The organism is Microcoleus sp. A003_D6 (genome assembly GCF_036702825.1).
GTDB lineage: Bacteria > Cyanobacteriota > Cyanobacteriia > Cyanobacteriales > Microcoleaceae > Microcoleus.
In genome coordinates this window covers 36,943-58,030 of the sequence record NZ_JAUBWA010000033.1, presented here as the reverse complement: position 1 = coordinate 58,030, position 21,088 = coordinate 36,943, and the positions used below count along the sequence as shown (strand labels likewise).

The 21,088-nt window shown below is 43.0% G+C and carries 17 protein-coding genes; 12 read left to right on the top strand and 5 right to left on the bottom strand.

The annotated features are described in order from the left end of the window. Positions 1-255 precede the first annotated feature (255 nt). From QUB70_RS11870 to QUB70_RS11850, 5 genes are all read left to right on the top strand, one after another. Complete coding sequence (locus QUB70_RS11870) at positions 256-561, top strand: glutaredoxin family protein (RefSeq protein ID WP_332980490.1); 306 nt, start codon at positions 256-258, stop codon at positions 559-561. A 31-nt stretch (positions 562-592) separates the two neighbouring features. Next, a complete protein-coding gene (locus QUB70_RS11865) occupies positions 593-2,116 on the top strand; it encodes a UDP-N-acetylmuramoyl-L-alanyl-D-glutamate--2,6-diaminopimelate ligase (RefSeq protein ID WP_332980486.1) in 1,524 nt (507 codons plus the stop codon). A gap of 330 nt (positions 2,117-2,446) precedes the next feature. After that, a complete protein-coding gene (gntT, locus tag QUB70_RS11860; protein WP_332980484.1) occupies positions 2,447-3,790 on the top strand; it encodes a guanitoxin biosynthesis MATE family efflux transporter GntT in 1,344 nt (447 codons plus the stop codon). A gap of 264 nt (positions 3,791-4,054) precedes the next feature. After that, complete coding sequence (locus QUB70_RS11855; RefSeq protein ID WP_332980482.1) at positions 4,055-5,002, top strand: aldo/keto reductase family protein; 948 nt, start codon at positions 4,055-4,057, stop codon at positions 5,000-5,002. 79 nt (positions 5,003-5,081) lie between these two features. Then, complete coding sequence (locus QUB70_RS11850) at positions 5,082-5,495, top strand: ester cyclase (protein ID WP_332980481.1); 414 nt, start codon at positions 5,082-5,084, stop codon at positions 5,493-5,495. Positions 5,496-5,798: 303 nt separating this feature from the next. On the opposite strand, the gene QUB70_RS11845 is transcribed toward QUB70_RS11850, so the two are convergent. From QUB70_RS11845 to QUB70_RS11835, 3 genes are all read right to left on the bottom strand, one after another. After that, positions 5,799-6,338 (bottom strand): DUF1349 domain-containing protein, encoded by a 540-nt coding sequence (locus tag QUB70_RS11845; RefSeq protein WP_332980480.1) that lies wholly within the window; start codon positions 6,336-6,338, stop codon positions 5,799-5,801. A 62-nt stretch (positions 6,339-6,400) separates the two neighbouring features. Then, on the bottom strand, positions 6,401-7,372 hold the full coding sequence (locus QUB70_RS11840; RefSeq protein ID WP_332980479.1) for a hypothetical protein: 972 nt from the start codon (positions 7,370-7,372) through the stop codon (positions 6,401-6,403). Continuing rightward, entirely contained in the window at positions 7,365-8,474 is a 1,110-nt protein-coding gene (locus tag QUB70_RS11835) for a DegT/DnrJ/EryC1/StrS family aminotransferase (protein ID WP_332980477.1), read from the bottom strand. The genes QUB70_RS11840 and QUB70_RS11835 overlap by 8 nt, the downstream gene beginning before the upstream one ends. A gap of 839 nt (positions 8,475-9,313) precedes the next feature. Between QUB70_RS11835 and QUB70_RS11830 the strand changes: the two genes are divergently transcribed. The 6 genes from QUB70_RS11830 to QUB70_RS11805 all read left to right on the top strand — a co-directional run bounded on the left by QUB70_RS11830 (position 9,314) and on the right by QUB70_RS11805 (position 17,171). Next, complete coding sequence (locus QUB70_RS11830; RefSeq protein ID WP_332980475.1) at positions 9,314-10,960, top strand: alpha-amylase family glycosyl hydrolase; 1,647 nt, start codon at positions 9,314-9,316, stop codon at positions 10,958-10,960. An 83-nt stretch (positions 10,961-11,043) separates the two neighbouring features. After that, a complete protein-coding gene (locus QUB70_RS11825; RefSeq protein ID WP_332980473.1) occupies positions 11,044-11,775 on the top strand; it encodes a TylF/MycF/NovP-related O-methyltransferase in 732 nt (243 codons plus the stop codon). 140 nt (positions 11,776-11,915) lie between these two features. Continuing rightward, positions 11,916-12,605, top strand: coding sequence for a TylF/MycF/NovP-related O-methyltransferase (locus QUB70_RS11820; protein WP_332980472.1), 690 nt, complete (start codon positions 11,916-11,918; stop codon positions 12,603-12,605). Positions 12,606-12,921: 316 nt separating this feature from the next. Continuing rightward, complete coding sequence (gntT, locus tag QUB70_RS11815; protein WP_332980471.1) at positions 12,922-14,343, top strand: guanitoxin biosynthesis MATE family efflux transporter GntT; 1,422 nt, start codon at positions 12,922-12,924, stop codon at positions 14,341-14,343. Positions 14,344-14,437: 94 nt separating this feature from the next. Then, the gene (locus tag QUB70_RS11810; protein ID WP_332980470.1) at positions 14,438-15,547 is read left to right on the top strand and encodes a hypothetical protein; all 1,110 of its coding nucleotides are present in this window, start codon (positions 14,438-14,440) and stop codon (positions 15,545-15,547) included. 88 nt (positions 15,548-15,635) lie between these two features. After that, positions 15,636-17,171 (top strand): MBOAT family O-acyltransferase, encoded by a 1,536-nt coding sequence (locus QUB70_RS11805; protein WP_332980466.1) that lies wholly within the window; start codon positions 15,636-15,638, stop codon positions 17,169-17,171. Between the two features lie 178 nt (positions 17,172-17,349). On the opposite strand, the gene QUB70_RS11800 is transcribed toward QUB70_RS11805, so the two are convergent. Then, on the bottom strand, positions 17,350-18,555 hold the full coding sequence (locus QUB70_RS11800) for a glycosyltransferase family 4 protein (protein ID WP_332980465.1): 1,206 nt from the start codon (positions 18,553-18,555) through the stop codon (positions 17,350-17,352). Between the two features lie 397 nt (positions 18,556-18,952). Between QUB70_RS11800 and QUB70_RS11795 the strand changes: the two genes are divergently transcribed. After that, positions 18,953-19,120, top strand: coding sequence for an ATP-binding protein (locus QUB70_RS11795; protein ID WP_332980464.1), 168 nt, complete (start codon positions 18,953-18,955; stop codon positions 19,118-19,120). A gap of 219 nt (positions 19,121-19,339) precedes the next feature. On the opposite strand, the gene QUB70_RS11790 is transcribed toward QUB70_RS11795, so the two are convergent. Continuing rightward, on the bottom strand, positions 19,340-20,956 hold the full coding sequence (locus tag QUB70_RS11790) for a sensor histidine kinase (RefSeq protein ID WP_332980463.1): 1,617 nt from the start codon (positions 20,954-20,956) through the stop codon (positions 19,340-19,342). Positions 20,957-21,088 lie beyond the last annotated feature (132 nt).

The following is a 21,088-nucleotide window of genomic DNA, read 5'->3' as shown; positions in this document are numbered from 1 at the left end:
CACCCGCTCCTGTGATAGCACAGACGTTGATTTTTGTCAAACTTTTTGTTAAGAAAGATGTTTATAAAGCATAGCTTAATAAGGGGGGGACAAGATTCTTCTCAAAGTCCCCCTACAACCAGGGGGATTTAGGGGGATCGAGATATGTGCAACTTCACATTAAATTGGTATGAGTTGCGTCTTACTCGCGTTGGGTTCGCCAATTTGCGATCGCACGTTCGAGAATTTAAGATCGAGTTTAATTGTACTCTTATGATGCGATTGATTTTGTACGGCAAACCCGGATGCCACTTGTGCGAAGGGTTGCAAGAAAAACTCGAACAGATTGAAAGCTTCAAGTTTCAACTCGAAGTTAGAGATATTACTGAACGCGATGACTGGTTTCAAGCTTATCAGTACGAAGTTCCAGTTTTGTTTAAAGTACAGCCTCAGCCAATAAGTTCTGCTGGCGAAGCTGCATTCTCCGCTGAACAACTGTTACCCCGTCCTTCTCCCCGCTGTAGTGTAGCCCAATTGGAACAATTGTTACAGAAATATTGGCAAACCGATGAGTCAGAATAGATTCAAGACATCCAAGTGAGGAGTTTTTCAGATGAAATTGAGAGAATTATTAGCAGCAGTTCCTAGCATTTCCTTTGATGCCAAACATCCCGCCCTCGATGCCGAAGTCAAGGGTTTATCTACTAATTCCCACGCTTGTCAGGCGGGCGATTTGTTTTTGGGAATGCCGGGAACTCGGGTAGATGGGGGAGATTTTTGGCAAAGTGCGATCGAATCTGGTGCAGTTGCCGCCATAATTTCCACCCAAGCAGCCGAGAAAACACCCCCCCAACCCCCCCTTAGCAAGGGGCTAGAAGAGGTTCCCTGCGTCATCGCAGCAGCCGATATGGCTCAAGTTTGCGGTCAAATAGCAACCGCATTTTACGGCAATCCAGCTAGCAAATTAAAACTTGTCGGCGTTACCGGCACAAACGGCAAAACTACAACAACTCATTTAATCGAATTTTTGCTCAATGAAATGCAGTTGCCGGCGGCAATTTTTGGCACGCTTTACACTCGCTGGCCCGGCTTCCAACAAACTGCACTTTACACCACACCTTTTGCGGTTGACCTGCAAAAACAATTATCAGAAGCTGTAGCAGCCGGATGCAAACACGGCGTGATGGAAGTCAGTTCCCACGCTTTAGCGCAGCAGCGAGTTTTGGGGTGTAGTTTTGAAGTTGCTGTCTTTACAAATTTGACTCAAGACCATCTCGATTATCACCGCGATATGGAAGATTATTTTGAGGCTAAATCGCTTTTGTTTGGTTCGCATTACCTCAAGAATCGCGCTGTAATTAATATTGACGATCCCTACGGACAGCGCATATTTGAAACCCTCAAATCTGACCGAGTTTGGAGTTACAGCACTGTGCTAAAAACGGCAGATTTGTATGCTTTTGATTTGGAGTATCAACCCAATGGAGTTAAGGGAATGCTGCACACTCCCAAGGGTGAAACAGCTTTTTCTTTGCCTTTAGTCGGTCAGTTCAATTTATCAAATATGTTGGCTGCTGTCGGTGCTGTTTTAGAATTGGGTTTAGATTTGTCCGCAATTGTGGAGAAATTATCTCAGTTTTCGGGAGTACCGGGACGGATGGAACGAGTGCAAATTAGTGCCGACCAAGATATTAGCGTTATTGTCGATTACGCGCACACTCCCGACAGTTTGGAGAACTTGTTGAAGGCGTCGCGGCCGTTTATTCCGGGTCAGATGATTTGCGTGTTTGGCTGCGGTGGCGATCGCGATCGCACTAAGCGCCCAATTATGGGTAAAATCGTTGCAGAATTGGCCGATTTAGCTGTTGTTACTTCCGACAATCCGCGCACTGAAAATCCCGATCGCATTTTGGAGGATGTTTTAGCAGGAATTCCCGCCGCAGTAAAGCCGGTCGTGATGTGCGATCGAGCCGCTGCAATTCGCACTGCTATTATGGATGCTAAACCGGGAGATGGCGTGCTGATTGCAGGAAAGGGACACGAAGATTATCAGATTTTGGGCACCGAAAAAGTCCATTTTGACGATCGAGAACAAGCGCGAGATGCCTTGAAAGCCAGAATGAATTCGGTTAAGTGAATTCGGTTAACTGTTAACGGTTAACCGAATTCGGTTAACTGTTAACGGTTAGCTGTTCGCGGGCTACGAAATTTGTTATATTAGACCTCTTGCAAAAATCCTTTTAATCAAATTATGGAACGGGCAAGATGCCCATTCCACAAGAAAAAAAAAATTGTGGGATGGGCATCTTGCCCGTCCTAATTATTTTTGCAAGAGGTCTATTAAATTTTCATTCCTAATGAGCTAGCTCCCTGATTTTCCTCCCTTTATTCTGCTTGACTTCATTTCAAGTTGACATTAGGCAAAAAATACTGATAAACTAGACTCCAGTATCTATCCCAAGGGACTTTGACATTGCATCAATACGACTTTCTATATCGCTTTCTGAAAATGGCTGCTGTCAACGTAGCCTCGAATATTACAATACCCTTATCCGGTGCAATCAGCGTAGCTTTCCTGGGACACCTGTCAAACATTAGTTATTTAGCAGGGGTGGCATTAGGTGCTATTTTGTTTGATTTTCTCTACGAAAGTTGTTCCTTTATCAAGTCAGGAACAACTGCAATTACATCTCAAGCAGTTGGACGAGATGACCGAGAAGAAATGCTTCTAGCAGGGCTACAAAATGCTTTAATCGCTTTGGGATTGGGTATGCTTTTTCTGCTGCTGCAATACCCTTTGGGGAAGCTAGGCTTTATGTTGTTGAACGCTACTCCCGATGTGCAAATTGCCGGTATTACTTATTTTAATAGTCGGATTTGGGGAGCGCCTGCGGCTTTCCTCAATTTAGTCTTAATTGGATGGTTTCTTGGAAGAGAACAAAACCGCAAAGTTCTTTTACTCACTATTATTGGGAATGTTGCTAATGTTGCACTGAATTACCTTTTCATTGTCCTTTGGGATTGGTCAAGCATGGGGGCGGGATTGTCGCAGGCTATTAGCCAGTATCTAACCTTATTTGTAGCGCTGGTGATGATTAGCCGTGAATTCTCGTTAAAAGAAATAGGTACTTTAACAGGAAAAGTCCTAAATTTGTCCGCATTGCAAACTGCTTTTGTTCTGAATGGCAATCTATCTGTTAGGTCTATAGTTATCGTATCTATTTTTGTCCTTTTCAATGCTTTTAGTGCAAGATTGGGGACTGAGGTTCTGGCTGAAAATGTTTTACTCCTCCAAATAGTAGCATTAAGTATGTATATGTGTGATGGAGTAGAATACGCTACTGTAACTTTAATCGGTAACTTTCAAGGTCAAGGAACAACACATAAATTTGTGCCACTTTTGCAAATTGCATTAGCAACTAATCTGGCGATCAGTTTAGTAGTTGGACTAGCTGCTTTCTTTTTTCCTGACCCTATATTTCATCTGTTCACTAGCCATTCTGAATTGATAGAAGCAATTAAAACTTATATCCTTTGGATACCCATTGTTATAGTGGGCGCGGGAGTGGCTTATATTCTAGATGGATATTTTTCTGGGTTGGGTGAGGGATCTGCTGTACGCAATACGTACTTGGTCAGTGGCTTACTGGGACTTATATTTCTATGTTTAGCAACCTTTTATTTTCATAGCAATCAGTTTTTATGGTTAGCTTTATCCGTATTTATGTTATCTTGCACGTTAGTTTCTGGAATACAGATACCTATGACTTTGCAATCAACTGAGGAAAAGGAGGCTGTTGCCAACTCATAATTTAATTTATCTTGAAAATACCGCCAAAACCATCATTGCCCTGTAGTATCTTGGACGGTTAAAATTAGTGTGACGAATTAAGCTGTTACGCATTTAAAATAGTATTGTAGGGTGCGTCAGCCCTTTCTCGTTTCCCTTGTAAGCGTAAGTGTTCTAGCTGACGCACCCTACAGGCCTCTGTATCTTGGACGGTTAAAATTAGTGTGACGAATTATCATATTTTCGTAAAATCAGATAAAAACACCAGTGAAATAAGAAATACAAATGAAATACAGAAAATTGGGTAACAGCGAATTGCATATTTCTGAAATCAGTCTTGGTTCCTGGGGTATTTGTGAGGGTGTAGAACAGCAAAATGCAGAGGCTTGCATTTACAAAGCCTTTGACCTTGGTATTAACTTCATTGACACTTCTAATTCTTATGCGGCTGGTGGCGCTGAGTCATTTCTAGGGGAAGTATTACAAGGAATTGAGCGATCGTCCTATATCCTAGCAACCAAGGTCTTCTTTCCCACGTCACCTACTGACCGAGGATTGTCAGCAGCCCAGATCGGAAAACAAATCGATGCTTCTTTAAATCGATTGCGTACCGATTATGTTGACCTGTATCAATGTCATCGCTACGATCCCAACACACCTTTGGAGGAAACAATGACGGCACTCACTGAGGTAGTGCGTCAGGGAAAAGCTCGTTACATCGGCTTTAGCGAGTGGACTCCAGAGCAAATTCAAGCGGCGTTTAATATTGCTGGTGTTGAACGCTTTGTTTCCAGTCAGCCTCAGTATTCTATGCTGTGGCGCACACCGGAAGCTGAAGTGTTTCCATTGTGTGCAGCTAATGGTATTGGTCAGATTGTTTGGTCGCCATTAGCTCAAGGTGTACTTGCAGGCAAATACCAGCCAGGAGAAGTTCCACCTCAAAATTCTCGCGCTGCAAATGAAAAAATGAATTGGTTTTTGCTGGAGGAGTTGTTTAGCGATCGCATTCTAACAGCAGTACAGAAACTGAAACCCATTGCTCAAGACTTAGGGTTGAGTATGCCACAGTTAGCCCTGGCTTGGGTACTGCGGTCTGAGTGTGTATCTTCAGCCATTATCGGTGCTAGTCGCCCGGAACAAATTGTTGATAACGCTGCTGCATCAGGAATACAACTCGATGCGGACGTATTGGCAGCGATCGATCGATCGCTGGTATCAGTTTTAGGCAAGTGATTCGTGCGTAAGTCCTGACAAGTTTACAAAGTAACAGCATTGGTGTATAATTTGCCTGTAAAACTAGAAATGAAATTGTATGAATAGCCTGACTAATAAGGAAGTAGTTAAACAGTTTTTTGAGATATATAACAATCAAGATTACGAAGCTGCATATAAGTATATTGTGCCGAATTATCTAGATCACGGGCTACCTCAAGTGCGAAGCGTCGAAGATGCGATTGAGATCCTAAAAGCGACGCACAAAGCCTTTCCAGATATCAAAGTAGTGATTGACGATCTCATTGAGGAAAATGACAAAGTTGTATTTCGAGGTCACTTTACAGCTACGCACTTGGGTGAGTTTGTTGGTATGGCTGCCACTGGAGTGAAAGTAGAATTTGAGGCATTAGAAATATTTAAGATTGAGAACCAGCAGATTACAGAATCCTGGGGATATTGGCCAATGTCAGATATTGTCAGCCAGATTCAGGCTTCTGAGAAGGTTGATTGATAGCCAAAGTGTGAGTTCAGATTCACAATACTCATCGACAAATTTCAAAGTGGGATGAAACTGAGATGTTGCACCATTCTCATACCAAATTTAAAAAAGAATGCAACAGTATTCTTGTTCCCCCCGCAATGCAGCGGGGGGGCTAGGGGGTGTCGAAGAGTGTTGCACTATTTTATAAAAATGGTATCAATAAGCTTTTTATGAACAGGCAAGATGCCTGTTCCACAAGAAAATTCACTCTTTGTGGAACAGGCATCTTGCCTGTTAAGCGAGAATGGTGCAAGATGTGAGATGAAAGGAAGATTACAATCCTGTAGCATTGACCTGATAGTCCTCAAACGTTACCTCAAATCCATCTCCGTCTGGGGAGGCACACATAACCCCTACTTGAAGCGTTTCATAGGGTAAATACGTCATTCTGAGCATTGCATAGTTAGAAGCTTCATTTAAGTAGAAAATTTGGATAGCTTCTTTAGAGCGTTCAACGCGCAAGTGTAAAACATCAGGGGGATTCGGCAAGGGAATGACTGACCAATCTGAATAGTCATGGGTAACGACAGCACTCAGATTTTGTACGCCATCAACATATTCAATGCCTGTCTTGATCCAATGCTTTTCATCGGCACGCAGCATGATGCCCGCCTGGTCGTAGATATCTTTGTAATTGCCGCGTATTTTGACATCAACAACAAAATCAGTGCTGATGGAATCAAAGTAAAAATGTCCGGTGTCACGAATAAACCCATAATGGGTAATTCGCCAGAAATCTGTTTTGGGAGAAGTTTTGACAATCAAGCGATCGCCTGAGTCTGTCCATTGGGAGGGTTCATTGAGCCATTGCATAGAGTTTCATCCTGTTCAAAATATTTGATTGCCAGCGGTGTCAGGTGTTTTCTATCTACCGTTCACCAATGCTGTTGAACTAAGTATTCTAAGCCCAAGCGAGAGGAAAACATCAGAGCGCAAGGCTCTTGCTCTCCGGGTAACAGTCCGTGTTCCAGCAAAGCTTCAGCTTCAGCTTTATTGCGAATGCGAACCAAACCAGAATGCTCTTCCCACTGACCCGATCGAAAATGGCGATCGCGCATTTCCGTTTGTACCACAAAGACCAAATCAACTTCCCCCGTCATCGGGTTGCCAGACATACCAATAAACCGAGTATTCGTGTTATTTAAGGTCATGGAAACATTCACTTCTTCCCCCAATTCCCGCTGAGCATCTTGATAAAAATTGATGTCTTGAGCTGTAGGAGAAAATGTAGCCCAACCCGCCACAAAATTGAGAACTCCTGTGTAATCCGATGAAGTCGATCGCCTACCAATGTAGACATTACCATCCTCCGTCAGCGGAACCACCGCAACCCCAACTCCCCTAGCAAAATAAGCGTAGGGATCTTGGTAATTCGTCAGTCCGCGCATCATCAGCTTTAGTGCTTCTAGCGAACTGCGAGTCAAATCCAGACGACAACGCGGGTAGCTAGTGGGCCCAACTTCCAGGGTGAGGGTGTCTTGACTGCGAGACCAGAATCCAGCCACTCCAGCCCCAGACCAGCGGACTTTGCGATCGTCATAGCTTCTGGGTTTAGTGCCATCTGCGAGTAGACCAAGACGAATCTGGGGATCGATCGCAGCTTCCAAATAAGCATGGAACTGCGTGTCAATCGGCTCATCATTGAGATTTTGAGGCCCGTGCCCTTCCCGCACCTGAATTCTGGTTACGCCTGCCACCTCATCGGGATGGATCGAGTGAAGAAAGTCGCGACCTGCAATCAGCGCCTCAGATAACGCTTTACCCTGGGGCAAATCTGCCACAGCCGCAACTACCCGATCGCGGCAGGCAAGATATTCGGAGGTTTGGGAGAGGGGAGATTCAAGCACTTTTCAATTGCTCGCAAAGCTGATAAAACTGGTGAATTTCGCCGATGATAAAATCTAGTTCTTCATCTGTCAAACTATAGGATGATGGCAAAGAAATTCCTCGATCGTAAGCAGAGGTACTGACGGGATAGCTCATGCTGGGATCGATCCAGTCTTGATAGCAAGGTTGAAGATGAAGCGGACAGAAAAATAGTCTGGTTTGAATTCCCCGATTGGCTAAATAGTCAGCCAGTTCAGCCCGGTTTTCCGCCAAGAAAGAGGTAAACCAGTGAACGGGCTTACACCGCGGATCTATAAAGATCGGCTGCAACTCCGTCACATCTGCTAAACCAGCCATGTAAGCTTCATAAATTTGCTGTTTGCGCTTAATAATTGCAGGTAACTTTCTGAGTTGGGCAACACCAATGGCTGCCTGCATTTCTGTCATGGAAAAATTAAAACCAATATGTTCGTGGATAAAGGTGCCGCGACGCGATCGCCCGTGATTCTTAAGCCGGCGGCAAGTCTGGGCAACAGTATCGCAGTCGGTGAGAATAATCCCACCTTCACCACAGGTAATCGTTTTGTTGCCATAGAAGGAAATGGCACCTGCCTCTCCGTCATAGCCGACATGGCGATCGTTGAACTCTACTCCGATCGCCTGTGCTGCATCTTCAATCACCTTCAACTCAAAGCGCTTAGCAAAGGCGAGTACCGCATCCATATCTGCACTTTGACCGTACAAATGGACGGGCATAATCCCTTTCGTCTTATCATTGACGAGCGCTGCGGCTGCTTCTACATCAATGCACAGGGTATCTGCTCTAACTGGGCAAAAGACCGGCTTAGCCCCTGCCATAATCACCGCATTCGAGGAAGCAACAAAGGTCAGGTTAGGAACAATCACCTCATCTCCATGACCGATATCCAGAGCCTTGAGGATGCAGTATAAGGCAGCAGTACCGTTGCAAACAGCAATTGCGTGATTTGCCCCCGTTAAAGCTTTAATGCCAGCTTCAAACTCCTCTGTCACCTGATTCTCGGTTAAGTAGGTTGATTCCATCACCCGCTTAACTTCTTGCCATTCACTATCGTCAATCCAAGGTTGAATTTGAGGGATCATACAATTGTTTTTCTTTACAGGCTGTTTGTGAAGTAAATCTTCTCTGTCCTACCTACTTCCTTAAAGGATGAAACAGGGATATGCGAGAATGGATCTACCTAAATCATTCAGGCAATCATTATCCCTCTTTTGTCGCTTTCGGTAGATTATTTTCTGGAACTAAGCTGTTCTGCATTTAAACTGCACAGTCAAAATTTAACAAAGTTCTTGTGGGGTGGGCGTCTCGACCGCACAAAAAATGCAATTTAGATGTCGAACAGCTTAATGGTTTGTCAATACTCAGGACAGTTTTTTCTACGAGGCGGTAAGCTTGACAGGGCGGTCATCCTATGTATTCACCGATTTATTTGCTTGTTAGCTCCCGAACAGACTTTGATTACAATGGTTGCAGTTATGAAGGTTCTGGCTTTGGGCCGCTAAAACCCCCCAAGATTTTGTCCGGACTATTGGTTTGTAAGGCTTTTGCCTGGCGAAGAATAAATTATTGAGCATAGCTAAAATCCAGAGAACGCAAGGCAAAAGCCTTTTTTTACGGTCAAAGTAACCAAAGAGGGATTATGATATTATCCGATCGACCGTTCAACACTTACAGTAGCATCCATCCATGCTGGCAAGTCTTTTCACGATCCGCCGCGATCGTGGGGGTTTAGCCACTAGACCTCTTGCAAAAATAACTAGGACGGGCAAGATGCCCATCCCACAAAATTTTTTTCTTGTGGAATGGGCATCTTGCCCGTTCCAGAATTTGATTAAAAGAATTTTTGCAAGAGGTCTACTATACCAAATCCTGAGCGAAGAAATCTTCCTCTTTTTATTGATTCTAATTACCCATGACCGTAATGTCTCATTCTCCTTGGTGGAAGTCTGCTGTTATTTATCAGCCTTATCTGCGTAGCTTTCAGGACTCGAACGGAGATGGCATCGGTGATATCCCCGGCATTATCCAGCAACTAGATTATTTAGAATGGCTGGGGATAGATGCCGTCTGGGTGACACCCTTCTATCCCTCTCCAATGGCCGATTTTGGTTATGATGTCAGCGACCATACAAATATCGATCCTGTCTTTGGAACCCTTTCAGATATAGATAGCTTGATACGACAGTTGCACGATCGCAATATCAAGGTATTGATTGACTTTGTTGCCGCACATACTAGCGATCGGCACCAGTGGTTTATTGAATCCCGCAGTTCGCGTTCTCATCCCAAGCGAGACTGGTATATATGGAAAGATCCAAAGCCAGATGGTAGTCCTCCCAATAATTGGCTGGGACGTTTCGATGGGCTTTCTGCTTGGGAATGGGATGATAAAACAGAGCAATACTATCTACACTCGTTTCTCAAAGAGCAGCCAGATATCAATTGGCGTAACCCCGCTGCCAGTAAGGCGATGTTGGATGTACTGCATTTTTGGTTACAGCGAGGCGTGGATGGATTTCGAGTTGATGCCGCCTATCGTGCCTTCAAAGATTTGCAATTTCGAGATAATCCGGTGAATCCCGACTGGCATCCCGGCATGGAACCATCCGATCGCCTGTTTGAAGTCTTCAGCAAGAATATACCGGAAATTCACGATTTCAATCGTATGCTGCGGACGCTTGTAGATGGTTATGGCGATCGACTTTTAATAGGTGAACTGTATAAGTCACTAGAAGAAATTATCAAGCACTATGGGTCAAATAATGATGAATTTCATTTACCCCTCAATTCTGAATTGATGTCATCTGATTGTCAATGGAGTGCAGAGTCCGTCCGAGAAATTGTCGATCGTTACGAGAGACTGCTGCCTGAAGGTGCATGGCCCAACTGGACATTGGGTAATCATGACAAGCACCGCGTCGCCAGCAGAATTGGGATTTCTCAAGCCAAAATCGGCATGATGTTATTGCTCACCCTTCGCGGTACACCAACAATTTACTACGGAGAAGAACTGGGAATGGAGGACGGCTGGATTCCCTCCGAGCACATCCAAGATCCTTGGGAAAAAAAAGCTCCAGGTATTGGGGTGGGACGCGATCCTGAGCGCACGCCGATGCTCTGGGATGACTCTGCGAATGCGGGCTTCTGTTCGGCCTCAGTCCAGCCTTGGTTGCCTATAACTCATGACTACAGCAGTATCAATGTCAAGGCCCAGAAGCATAACTCCCGATCGTGTCTCTCACTCACCCAGGCACTTTTGCGCTTGCGTCGGCAACAACCGGCACTGCAACTTGGTGACTACATTTCTTTATACTCATCCCCACAGCTTTTCTGCTATCGACGCTTTAACGAGGAATCGGATCTCGTTGTGGCTTTGAACTTCAGTTCTGAATACCGGGAATGGACATTACCGATCGAGTTTCGCAACCAGTCAAAAGTTCTCCTCTCTACATTCATGGATCGCCAGGGAGGGCAACTGGGACACACCCTTGAGCTACGAGGAAATGAAGGTCTGATCCTCCAGCGCAGCCATCAATCGCAATCACCTCAAACCCAGGAAAAAAGATGAGCTATTAATCTATTGCTCATGTATAATTATCAAAGCTTTGCAGATCCCATCCTCCTAAACTATCCCCACTCCTCCTTGCGATCATGAATACTGAGCGAACGATCGTCTTCTCCACAAAGCATCAAGCAACCATGAAAGATCAGATCACACCAGATATGGGTAAAGATCCGGTTTTCATGGATTTATTTGAGCAGGTAAAGCCTTATACAATGACCAGCGTAGAGGCACTCTTTGCCCTTTATACATCGGTGAACTACGTCCTCGATCGCGAGATACCCGGTGATATTCTCGAGTGCGGAGTTTGGAGAGGAGGAAGTGCTTTACTTGCAGCCTTGATTATGAAGGGGCGAAACGTTAGCGATCGCCAGCTATATCTGTACGACACATTTCAGGGTATGCCAACCCCCACTGAATTTGATGTGGACAAATATGGACGTACCGGCTTTGAAATGATGGAGCAATATGGGGACGACATTGGTTGGTGTTACGCTTCATTGGAAGATGTTCAAGCAGCTTTCTCCGTCCATAATTTTGATTTTGAGATTCATTTTGTGCAAGGAGATGTCATTGAGACATTGGAAAGAATTAAGCCAGAAGCCATCTCTGTTTTGCGTCTAGATACCGATTGGTATGAATCCACAGCCGTTGAGTTTCAGCTTCTCTACCCTCGACTATCCACAGGAGGCGTTCTGATCGTTGATGACTATGGCTGCTGGGCTGGATCGCGCAAAGCCACGGATGACTACTTCCGTGAGGTGCCGGGGCCAATGCTGACACGCATTGATAAGGAAGTGCGCCTTGGGATCAAGATTTAGACTGACGATTTCCCAATAAATCCTGGGGATTTAGTGAACTCTAAAAGCTTTGCAGCCCCCATCATCCTGCCAAACTATTCCCACTCCTCCTTATTATCATGAGTATTGAGCGCACGATCGTTTTCTCCACAAAGCATCAAATGACCATAAAAGATCGGGTCACACCAGATATTGACAAAGATCCGGTCTTCATGGCTCTATTTGAGCAAGTCTTGCCTTACACAATGACCAGTAAAGAAGCACTCTTTGCACTTTACACATCGATGAACTATGTCCTCGATCGCGAGATACCCGGTGATATTGTGGAGTGCGGAGTTTGGAGAGGAGGAAGCTCTTTACTTGCAGCCTTGATTATGAAGGCGCGAAAAGTCAGCGATCGCAAGCTATATCTGTATGATACGTTTAAAGGGATGCCAGCCCCCACTGAATTTGATGTGAACAAACGGGGAAATACTGGCTTTGACATGATGGAGAAATATGCCGACGACATAGGCTGGTGTTACGCTTTATTGGAAGAGGTTCAAGCGACATTCTCTGTGCATAATTTTGAGTTCGAGATTCATTTTGTTCAAGGGGACGTTATTGAGACATTGGAAATAATTAAGCCAGAAACTATCTCTGTGCTGCGTCTAGATACCGACTGGTACGAGTCCACAGCCGCTGAGTTAGAGCAGTTCTACCCTCTGCTCTCCACAGGAGGCGTGCTGATTATTGATGACTATGGTGCTTGGGCTGGATCGCGCAAAGCTACTGATGAGTATTTTAGTCAAGTACCAGCACCTATGCTGAAACGCATTGATAAGGAAGTGCGTCTTGGGATCAAGATTTAGACTAATAATTTCTTAGTAAGCTGTTGTGCATTTAAATTGTATATTTCGAGTCCCGATCGAACAATCGTCAAATCCTCTCCCCCGATCCCCATCGGACCCTCTCCCTCTCTAATACCATAGGCAATCTAGATGCAACACAGCTTAAACCATAGCGTTAGTTTGAATTTGCCTGACCGAACAACTCTGTAAATCGGTTAAATTAAAATCTAAGCTATACTGATAATTAATAACTTTTTATTCAAAAAAAATCAGAAATAAAATTTTCAATCTGGATTACTTGGGCAATAAAAAAATTATGTAGACCAAGAAATAACCAATGAATCAATCACTCCCAACTCAAGAGAATATCATCCCTCGCTTTTTCCAAATGCTTCCAGCTAATATTCTTTCAAATATTATGCTGCCATTGACGACTATATTTAGCACTGCTTTCTTAGGACACCTGGAGGAAATTCATCACTTAGCGGGTGTCGCCTTAGCTGGAAATCTATTCTGCTTCCTCTTCCTAATATTTGTCTCCTTGCGGATGAGCACCACGGGACTTACGGCTCAAGCGATGGGACGAGAAGACCGAGAAGAAACTTTACTCGTAGGATTGCGTAATTTTATCATTGCTTTGCTGTTTGGTATTGCTTTAATAATTTTCCAGTATCCTATGCAACAATTGGGATTAAGTTGGGTCAATGCTTCGCCAGATGTAATTGATTCTGCTATTAATTATTACAATGTTGCAATTTGGGGTGCCCCTGCTACTTTAATCAATTTTGTCTTAATTGGTTGGTTTCTCGGAATAGAAAGAAACGGTAAAGTTTTACTGTTGTCCTTTGTTGGTAATATTACTAATATTCTGGCCAACTATTTATTAATTGTTCGTTGGAATTTTGCTAGTACAGGTGCTGGCATTTCCTCTGTGATGAGTCAGTATATCTTTCTGCTATTAGCCTTGATTTTTTTGTTTCATGAAATTCAATGGCAAGAGTTAAAAGGTTTAACCGGAAAAGTTTGGCACTCTGATGTTCTCAAATCTACATTGACCTTAAATAGCAATCTTTTGATAAATAATACGATTTTTATCTTAACTGTCATGATTTTCAATTACCAAGGGGTAGGTCTAGGAACGACGACTTATGCAGAAAATGCCTTGTTAATAGAAATATTTAATTTAAATGCTTGTTTAGCTGAAGGAGTAGGATTCGGTATAGAAACTCTGTGTGGAAATTTCACAGGTAAAGGAATTTCCGCTCAATTAAAACCTTCAGTTGCTGTTGGTATAGCCACCAGCTTATTTATAGGAGTCAGTTTAGCTGGGGTTGCTATTTTATTTCCCTATACTTTATTTGGTTTATTTACTAACCATACTGAAGTCATTGAACTGATTGGGGTTTATGTTTTTTGGTTGCTACCTGTTCTAGTAGTGACTTCTGTTGGCTTCGTTTTGGAAGCCTATTTTTTGGGATTAACAGAAGGGGAAACTGTACGTAATGTTAGCTTAATTTCCTTCATCATCGGATTTACACCTACAGCTTTTGTTGCTTGGAAGCTTCACAGCAACCATATTTTGTGGTTGGCTTTGTGTTTGTATTTTGCAGTTAAAGTAGTTAGTTTTGGGGTACAGTTGCCAAGAACTTTTAGGAGCAATATTAATGACGGTACTCTTTCGGCTTTAGAAGCAGAGAGCAACTTACCTGCGGATTCCAATCAGGAACTTGCGTCCTTGGCGATAGCTGAAGAACCTTAAAAGTCCTTTACCGTTCGAGTTGCAAGCATAATTTGTATGGATAGGTTATGGCTGATAACAGAATGCAAATGATTGTAAAAATTTCATAAAAATTATGGCAAAAATACCACTTTTTATTTTTATTCACAGCTTACTTTTTATGCTTGCTTTGATTTTAACTGCGGGATTAATCAATACGGTTTTACCTTCCGAGCGAATTCCTCCAAGCCTTGGTGATGTAAGCGTTAAGTTCCAATATTTCACCGAGCATAAAGATGATTACGATATGATTTTTTTAGGGCCTAGTACTACATATCATGGAATTATACCCAAACTATTTGATGAATCAATGGCAGCAAATGGTAATTTTGTCAGATCTTTCAACTTGGGGTTACAAGCCGCGAATATAGCCGAAATGGATTTCTATTTGCAAAAGATTTTAGCTTTAAAACCAGCAAACTTAAAATGGATATTTTTAGATTGTTTCGTTAACTCTATCGTCGATCCAGCGCCGACTTCGGCTAGAAGTGTCTATTGGCACAATCCTCTTAAAACGATAGAAAATTTTAAATTAGTTGCTGAATCACCTCTGAGTTTTAAAAATAAAATTAGCGCTTTTTATGCAAATACAATAAGCTTTATCTATCGATGGCTGGGGATTGGTGGTTTTTCTAATTTGTTGCAGCTAAGAACGGAAGCATTACCAGGATTAATATCATCTACTGAAAAATTGATAGAGTCAAATGGATATTATGCAATGGATTGGATGACAAATAGTCAAGAATGGAAAAAACTTTTCCAATCAAGTTTGGAGGATTATCGACAAAGATTAAAAACAGCAAAATCAGGAGCTTTTCGAGAAAACACATCTACTTATCCCCTCAATTCTTATGCTATTCAAATCATTAAAAAAGTTGTTTATAGAATTGATAACCAAAAAAAGAACGCCAAAAAAATTAAAATGGAAACTATATTCTTAATTCCTCCGGCTTTAGATCCTAATAATGAGAACGAATATTCGGTGATTGTGGAAGCTTTAGATTTAAAATATATTTCGACCGTATTTGCTTTTTATAACCCCAATACTTTCCCTGCATTATATGAAGTTGATAGCCGAAGTGATGATTTGCATTTAAATCACAAAGGTGCTCAAGAGTTCACACGGACTTTGGCATCACAGTTTTCTCAGTATCTCAAGTTATCTCAAAAAGAGGTGTACAATTAATCCCTTATATCTATAAGTCAGAATTCAGGTGCAAAAAGTTCCTTGTAACTGAGTGAAGGATGAAGTTAATTCACAAATTAGAATCAACATGGTTTTTACAGAATTTCGTTTTATCTTGTTTTTTATTCTGATTTTTTGCGTTTACTGGGCTTTGCAGAAAAACAATCATCGTAAATTCTGGTTGCTAGTCTGTAGTTATATCTTCTATGGTGCTTGGGATTGGCGATTTCTTTTCCTGCTTTTGCTCTCGACAGTCATTGACTACTTTGTAGGTTTGATGCTATCTCGACCACAGGTTGATTATTCAACAAAAGGACAAGAAATTCAAACGAGCGAGGCAGTACAGATCCCAGAAACTAAGGAAGGACATATCGACCTATTTTCTTGGGATGCGCTGCTGATTAAACCACTGAATCAGAACCAGCGACAAGCATGGTTAGCATTCAGTTTAGCTGTGAATCTAGGATTATTAGGGTTTTTTAAATACTATAACTTTTTCACTGACTCCGCCTCAAATTTATTAACTTTTTTGGGGCTACCTATTAATATTGAAACCATTGAAATCATTCTTCCAGCAGGTATTAGTTTTTACACATTTCAAACTCTGAGCTATTCTATTGATGCGTATCTGGATAAACTCAAACCGATTAGAAATTTTTGGGATTTCGCTCTGTTTGTAACTTTTTTTCCTCAACTGGTTGCGGGTCCTATTGTCCGCGCATCTGACTTTTTACCTCAATTGCTAACCCCAAAAATCTTAAAAGAAGTTGATTTTCGGGGATGTTTAATACTTTTTCTAGTGGGATATTTTAAGAAAGCTTGTATTTCGGATAATATCTCTCCCTTAGTAGAACAGTATTTCGCAAGTCCAGAAATTTATACTGTTTTGAGTTGTTGGATTGCTGTTATATCTTTCGCCATACAACTATACTGTGACTTTTCTGGCTATTCAGATATGGCGATCGCCAGTGCAGGTTTACTTGGATACAAGCTACCTCTTAACTTTAGATTTCCTTACTTCTCCACTAGTGTCACTCAATTGTGGCAACGTTGGCACATAACCCTCTACAGTTGGCTGCGAGACTATATTTATATTCCTTTGATGAAAATGCGACCAAAAGAGCAACGCACAGAACTGTTTGGGTACAGAAATATTCTGATTCTGATGCTTCTGTCTGGACTGTGGCATGGTGCAGCTTGGCATTTTGTAGCTTGGGGGGGATTAAATGGAATCGCTTTAGTTGTTCACAAGCAATGGTCATCTTGGATTGCTCCCTATAAAGTCTTGGTACCGCTGAGAAATATGCTAGGCATCCCACTCACGTTTCATTGGTTTTGTGCTTCTGTAATTTTCTTTCGGAGTAGCGACTTTAGGAGTGCAATGCAAGTAGGAAAAGCTTTTGTCTTCCTGAATTCTTCCGGAACTCAAAACCTAAATGTCCAAGTTGTATGGATTTTTGTACCTTTAATTATAGTCCATTGGGTAGCTTACAAGGGTTGGTTCGCTGATTGGCAAAGTAAAATTCCAAGCTGGAGCTTTGTTGTTTTCTATGGAGTGTTGGTTTCAATAATATTGAGGTTTACAGCAATAACTCCTCACCCATTTATCTATTTTCAGTTTTAGATATCTTCCAACTGCTAAGCTGTTGTGCATTTAAACCACCGGGCGGGGCCTGTAGGGTGCGTCAGAAGCGAACACTTACGCTTACAAGGGAAACGAGAAAGGAGCCGTGGCACCCTACAATACTTTTAAATGCGTAACAGCTTAACAGGCGTTAAACTTATGCTATTAGACTTCAATTCTACTTCCTTCTCTTTTGAAGCTCACAGACATAAAAGTCTTCAAGTCGTTGTATGTGATTCTTGATGTCGTATTGTTGAGCGCAGAGAAAGGCGTTGTTAACGATCGTTTCTCTCAGGCGTGCATCGCTTAAGAGTGCTAATATCCCCTGGGCAATTCGATCGCTGTTCTTGTAATCAACAACCCAGGCATTTTCTTTGTGTACAGCACGATCCAAAGCACTACCTGCAAGAGTAATAACAGATGGAACTCTAGAAAGCATTGCTTCTACATAGACTTGGCCGAACGTCTCTTGAATAGAATCGGTAGGCACATGAACAAAAACATCAAATAATCTGAACAAAGCGAAAAGGTCTTCTTCAAATGGGATTTCAATATAGCTACGATCGGGTAATTGCGCCAACTTGTCTGTGATACTGATAATGTCCTGGTATTGAGGCGCAACTATGTCTTCTTTACCCGCATTGCGAATTTTCTCCTCCAGGTTGGCACGATTTGTATGTGTTCCTGAAAGAACTAAGATTGCATTCGGATAAGCTTCGAGAACCTGCTTGTGTGCTTCAATGACGTATTCAACTCCTTTCCATCTGACATACCTCGCAGCCACACCGATAACAGGGCCGTGATGATTTGCTAGATACTTAGAGCGCAATTTATCGATGCGCGAACTGTCTACATTTTCAAATTCACTAATATCAAATCCCGTTGGTATCACTGTGATTTTATTAGCTGGTATGCCGTCTTCTATCATGCCTTGTTTGCTTGTGTTGGTAACACCAATAATATTGGTGGCACATTCCCATATCAAGCGATGCTTGCTGGGAGCATGACGCGAATAGTATTTAATCGAAGGATGTTCCCTGGTGAAGATTCGTACTGGAATATGGGCGTAATAAGCAGCTTGCATTCCAGCCAAGCTGCCAGCGAACCAATGAGTATGAACAATATCGGTCTGATTTTTTATCAAGTGCTCGTAGATAAATTTGACGATTTCTGGGGTATTGCTATAATCCTGATAGGAAGCAACAGTGCAAGGAACATCAATCTGGCTTAAAAAGGAGATCATAGGATCGCCTTCATTAAGAATGATATAGTCAATTGCGAATTTACTCTTATCGATACATTTGGCGACTAATTCAAAGGGAACCCAACGAATATGGTGCGTAAAGATATAGGTAATTTTAATTCTTTGCTCTGCTATGGCCATAACTGTGGAACTGGTAGTCTTTGTATAGGTGATTAGGTATATTGGGATTTTCTAGCCCACTCTGGCTGAGATATGAGCTATATCTAGCAAAAGTCTTCTTCTTGCAATCTACTGAAGCCGTTGAGTCACGGGACAATGTATTTATACTGAATTTTACCATAAGTTGCACAATGTGAAGTTAAATTTCCATTGAAATCGACATTGTTGTTTAAAGGAAACATCTTTTCGGCATTTTGGGAAAAAGTAAAAGAATATTGAAGGGTTCAAGGAGGATTTGGGATCGACTCCATCTCTTTCGGATTTTTGACCATCTATAGCTTTTATCAAAAAGATGAGGTATGACTGACAGCTTATATAACCACTAAACGTATTGGGCCCAAGCCCAACTACGTACCTCATGTTTCTGATAACCGCTATATTTACAACTAAAGACGTGAGCAAAGGGACTGGGTTGGGACTGGCGATCGCGCGTCAAATGGTAGAAGACAAACGCGGCGGAAAACTGAGTTGTATTTCTGCACTGGGAGAAGGAACGGAGTTTGTCATTGACATTTTAATTGATTAATGCGATCGCCTGTAAGGACGGGTTTCACCAAGAATAATTGATGCTCGCAAAAAATCTATAAAAATCCGCCCCCACCCAAGCAATAACCCAGATCAACCCAATATTCGAGCGCATCCAAAAAATGTAAATTCGGATTTGCCGCCCAAGCTGGGGGCGGGTTTATTATATTGTTGGTTTCCGACATAGATGGTTGGTAAAACCCGCCCCTACACCTAATGACTATTGCAGCGGCAAAAATACCGTCATCACCTCGCCCTTTTCAGGCCGCTGGCGAATTACCAACTTCCCGCCGGCAGCCCGAAATAAATTCTTAGTCACGCTCAAATTTAAACTCAAACATCCCGTCTCCGGCTGCACCATCAACAAAGGCCCGATCGATCGCAAAGGAGTATTAGCCTTAGCTGCAAAAGTCGATGCGCCATTACCTTCAGGTAGGTGTTCCGATTCCAACTGCAACTTTAACTGATCGCCCGCCAATGTCACCTCCACCTGAATGCGACTCCCCGAGGGCAAAGTTCGAGTAAAATTCTCAATCAAATTAGTTAAAACCTGATCCAACATCGTCGGATCGCTGACTACCGCAGGCAATTTTTTCGGCACAATAACTTCCAAAGTGTGGTTGCGAACAGCGGCCTGTTTTTGCCAGCGGGGAATGCTATTTTGCAGCACTTCGCCGAGGGACATTGCTGTTAAGTGCACGCAGGAATTTTTAGCTTGCGACATTTCCAATTCCACGGCGCGGAAAATTAAACCGAAGCGATCGATCTGAGCGGTACACTCAGCATCGATCGTTTCCAAACGCTTGACCACTACCGGATCGAGTTTGGGGCGCTTCAGCAGCAGCCGAGTCAGAGTGCGAATGGTAGCCAAAGGAGTGCGGACTTCGTGGGCGATCGCCTGTAGCAATTCCACCTCTTTAGTAGCGAGAGGAATTGGAGATTTGCAGTTGATATCTGTAGCCGATAACTTTTGATTCCTCTGGTTAAAACCGCGATCGGCTCTTTCATCCTTTACCCTGCCTGCTTCCTCTTTCCCAACAGGCAAATTATTCAACAGCAACTGGCTGAACTGCATCACTGTTTGATAATGCGGAGCAACAGGCGAAAACTGCTCGAACAGCGCGTCTAATTTAGTAGAATTATTAGTTAATTGGCTAACTGGCAAATTGATACCGCCGTCAGAATTGGCAAGCAAACTGTCGCTTTCAGTCACCCTGCGCCGCAAAACTTCCCCAGATGAAGCGACTACTTGCGGATCGAAAGAAAAGAGAAAAGCTGGAATGCCCGCAGAAGTTTCACCTAAAACCATCACCAGGCTAAAAGTAGCAGTTAAAACTAAACAAAACTGCTCGTTCGCCAAAGGATCGCCACTAGCCAAAGCCAAAGCCGGGGCCGCCGCAGGCACAGATATTTGTTCATCAGCAGCCGGCAGTAAAGCTAAACTTTGTCTGGCCCGAAAAGACCACAAAGCTGCATCATTGTCTGGAATACTGGTAAAAATCCAATTGGCAAAACCCGAAGCAACAGCGGGGTCTGTCAAAACCGAAGACGGGCCCGACAACACCAATCCCTGACAGGAATTGGGGATTGGGGAGACAGAATCGCCGATCGAGGAAGCGGTTTTTTGTCCTTGTTTTTGCCGATCGAGCATTTGATTCAAAGCAGAGATCGCCCCGTACCATTCCTGTTGGGCTTTCAGCCGAGAAGCCCCGCGGCTGGCAGGACACCGATGGCGGTTGTTTTCTCCCGCCAACTTAGCATCAAAGAGACCCAGGTCATTTTCTTGGCCTTCGGAGGCTAAAATTTCGCTTATTGTCGGTAAAAAGTAAGTATTCACAGTTATAAACCCACCTTCGGAGGCATGAAGGGTGAAGTATTTATGTATAGGAAAGTTCAGGAGTTAGGAGTCAAGCACCAGCACGATCGAAAAATCCCGCATAATTTCTTGCGCCTTCCTCCTAACTCACAG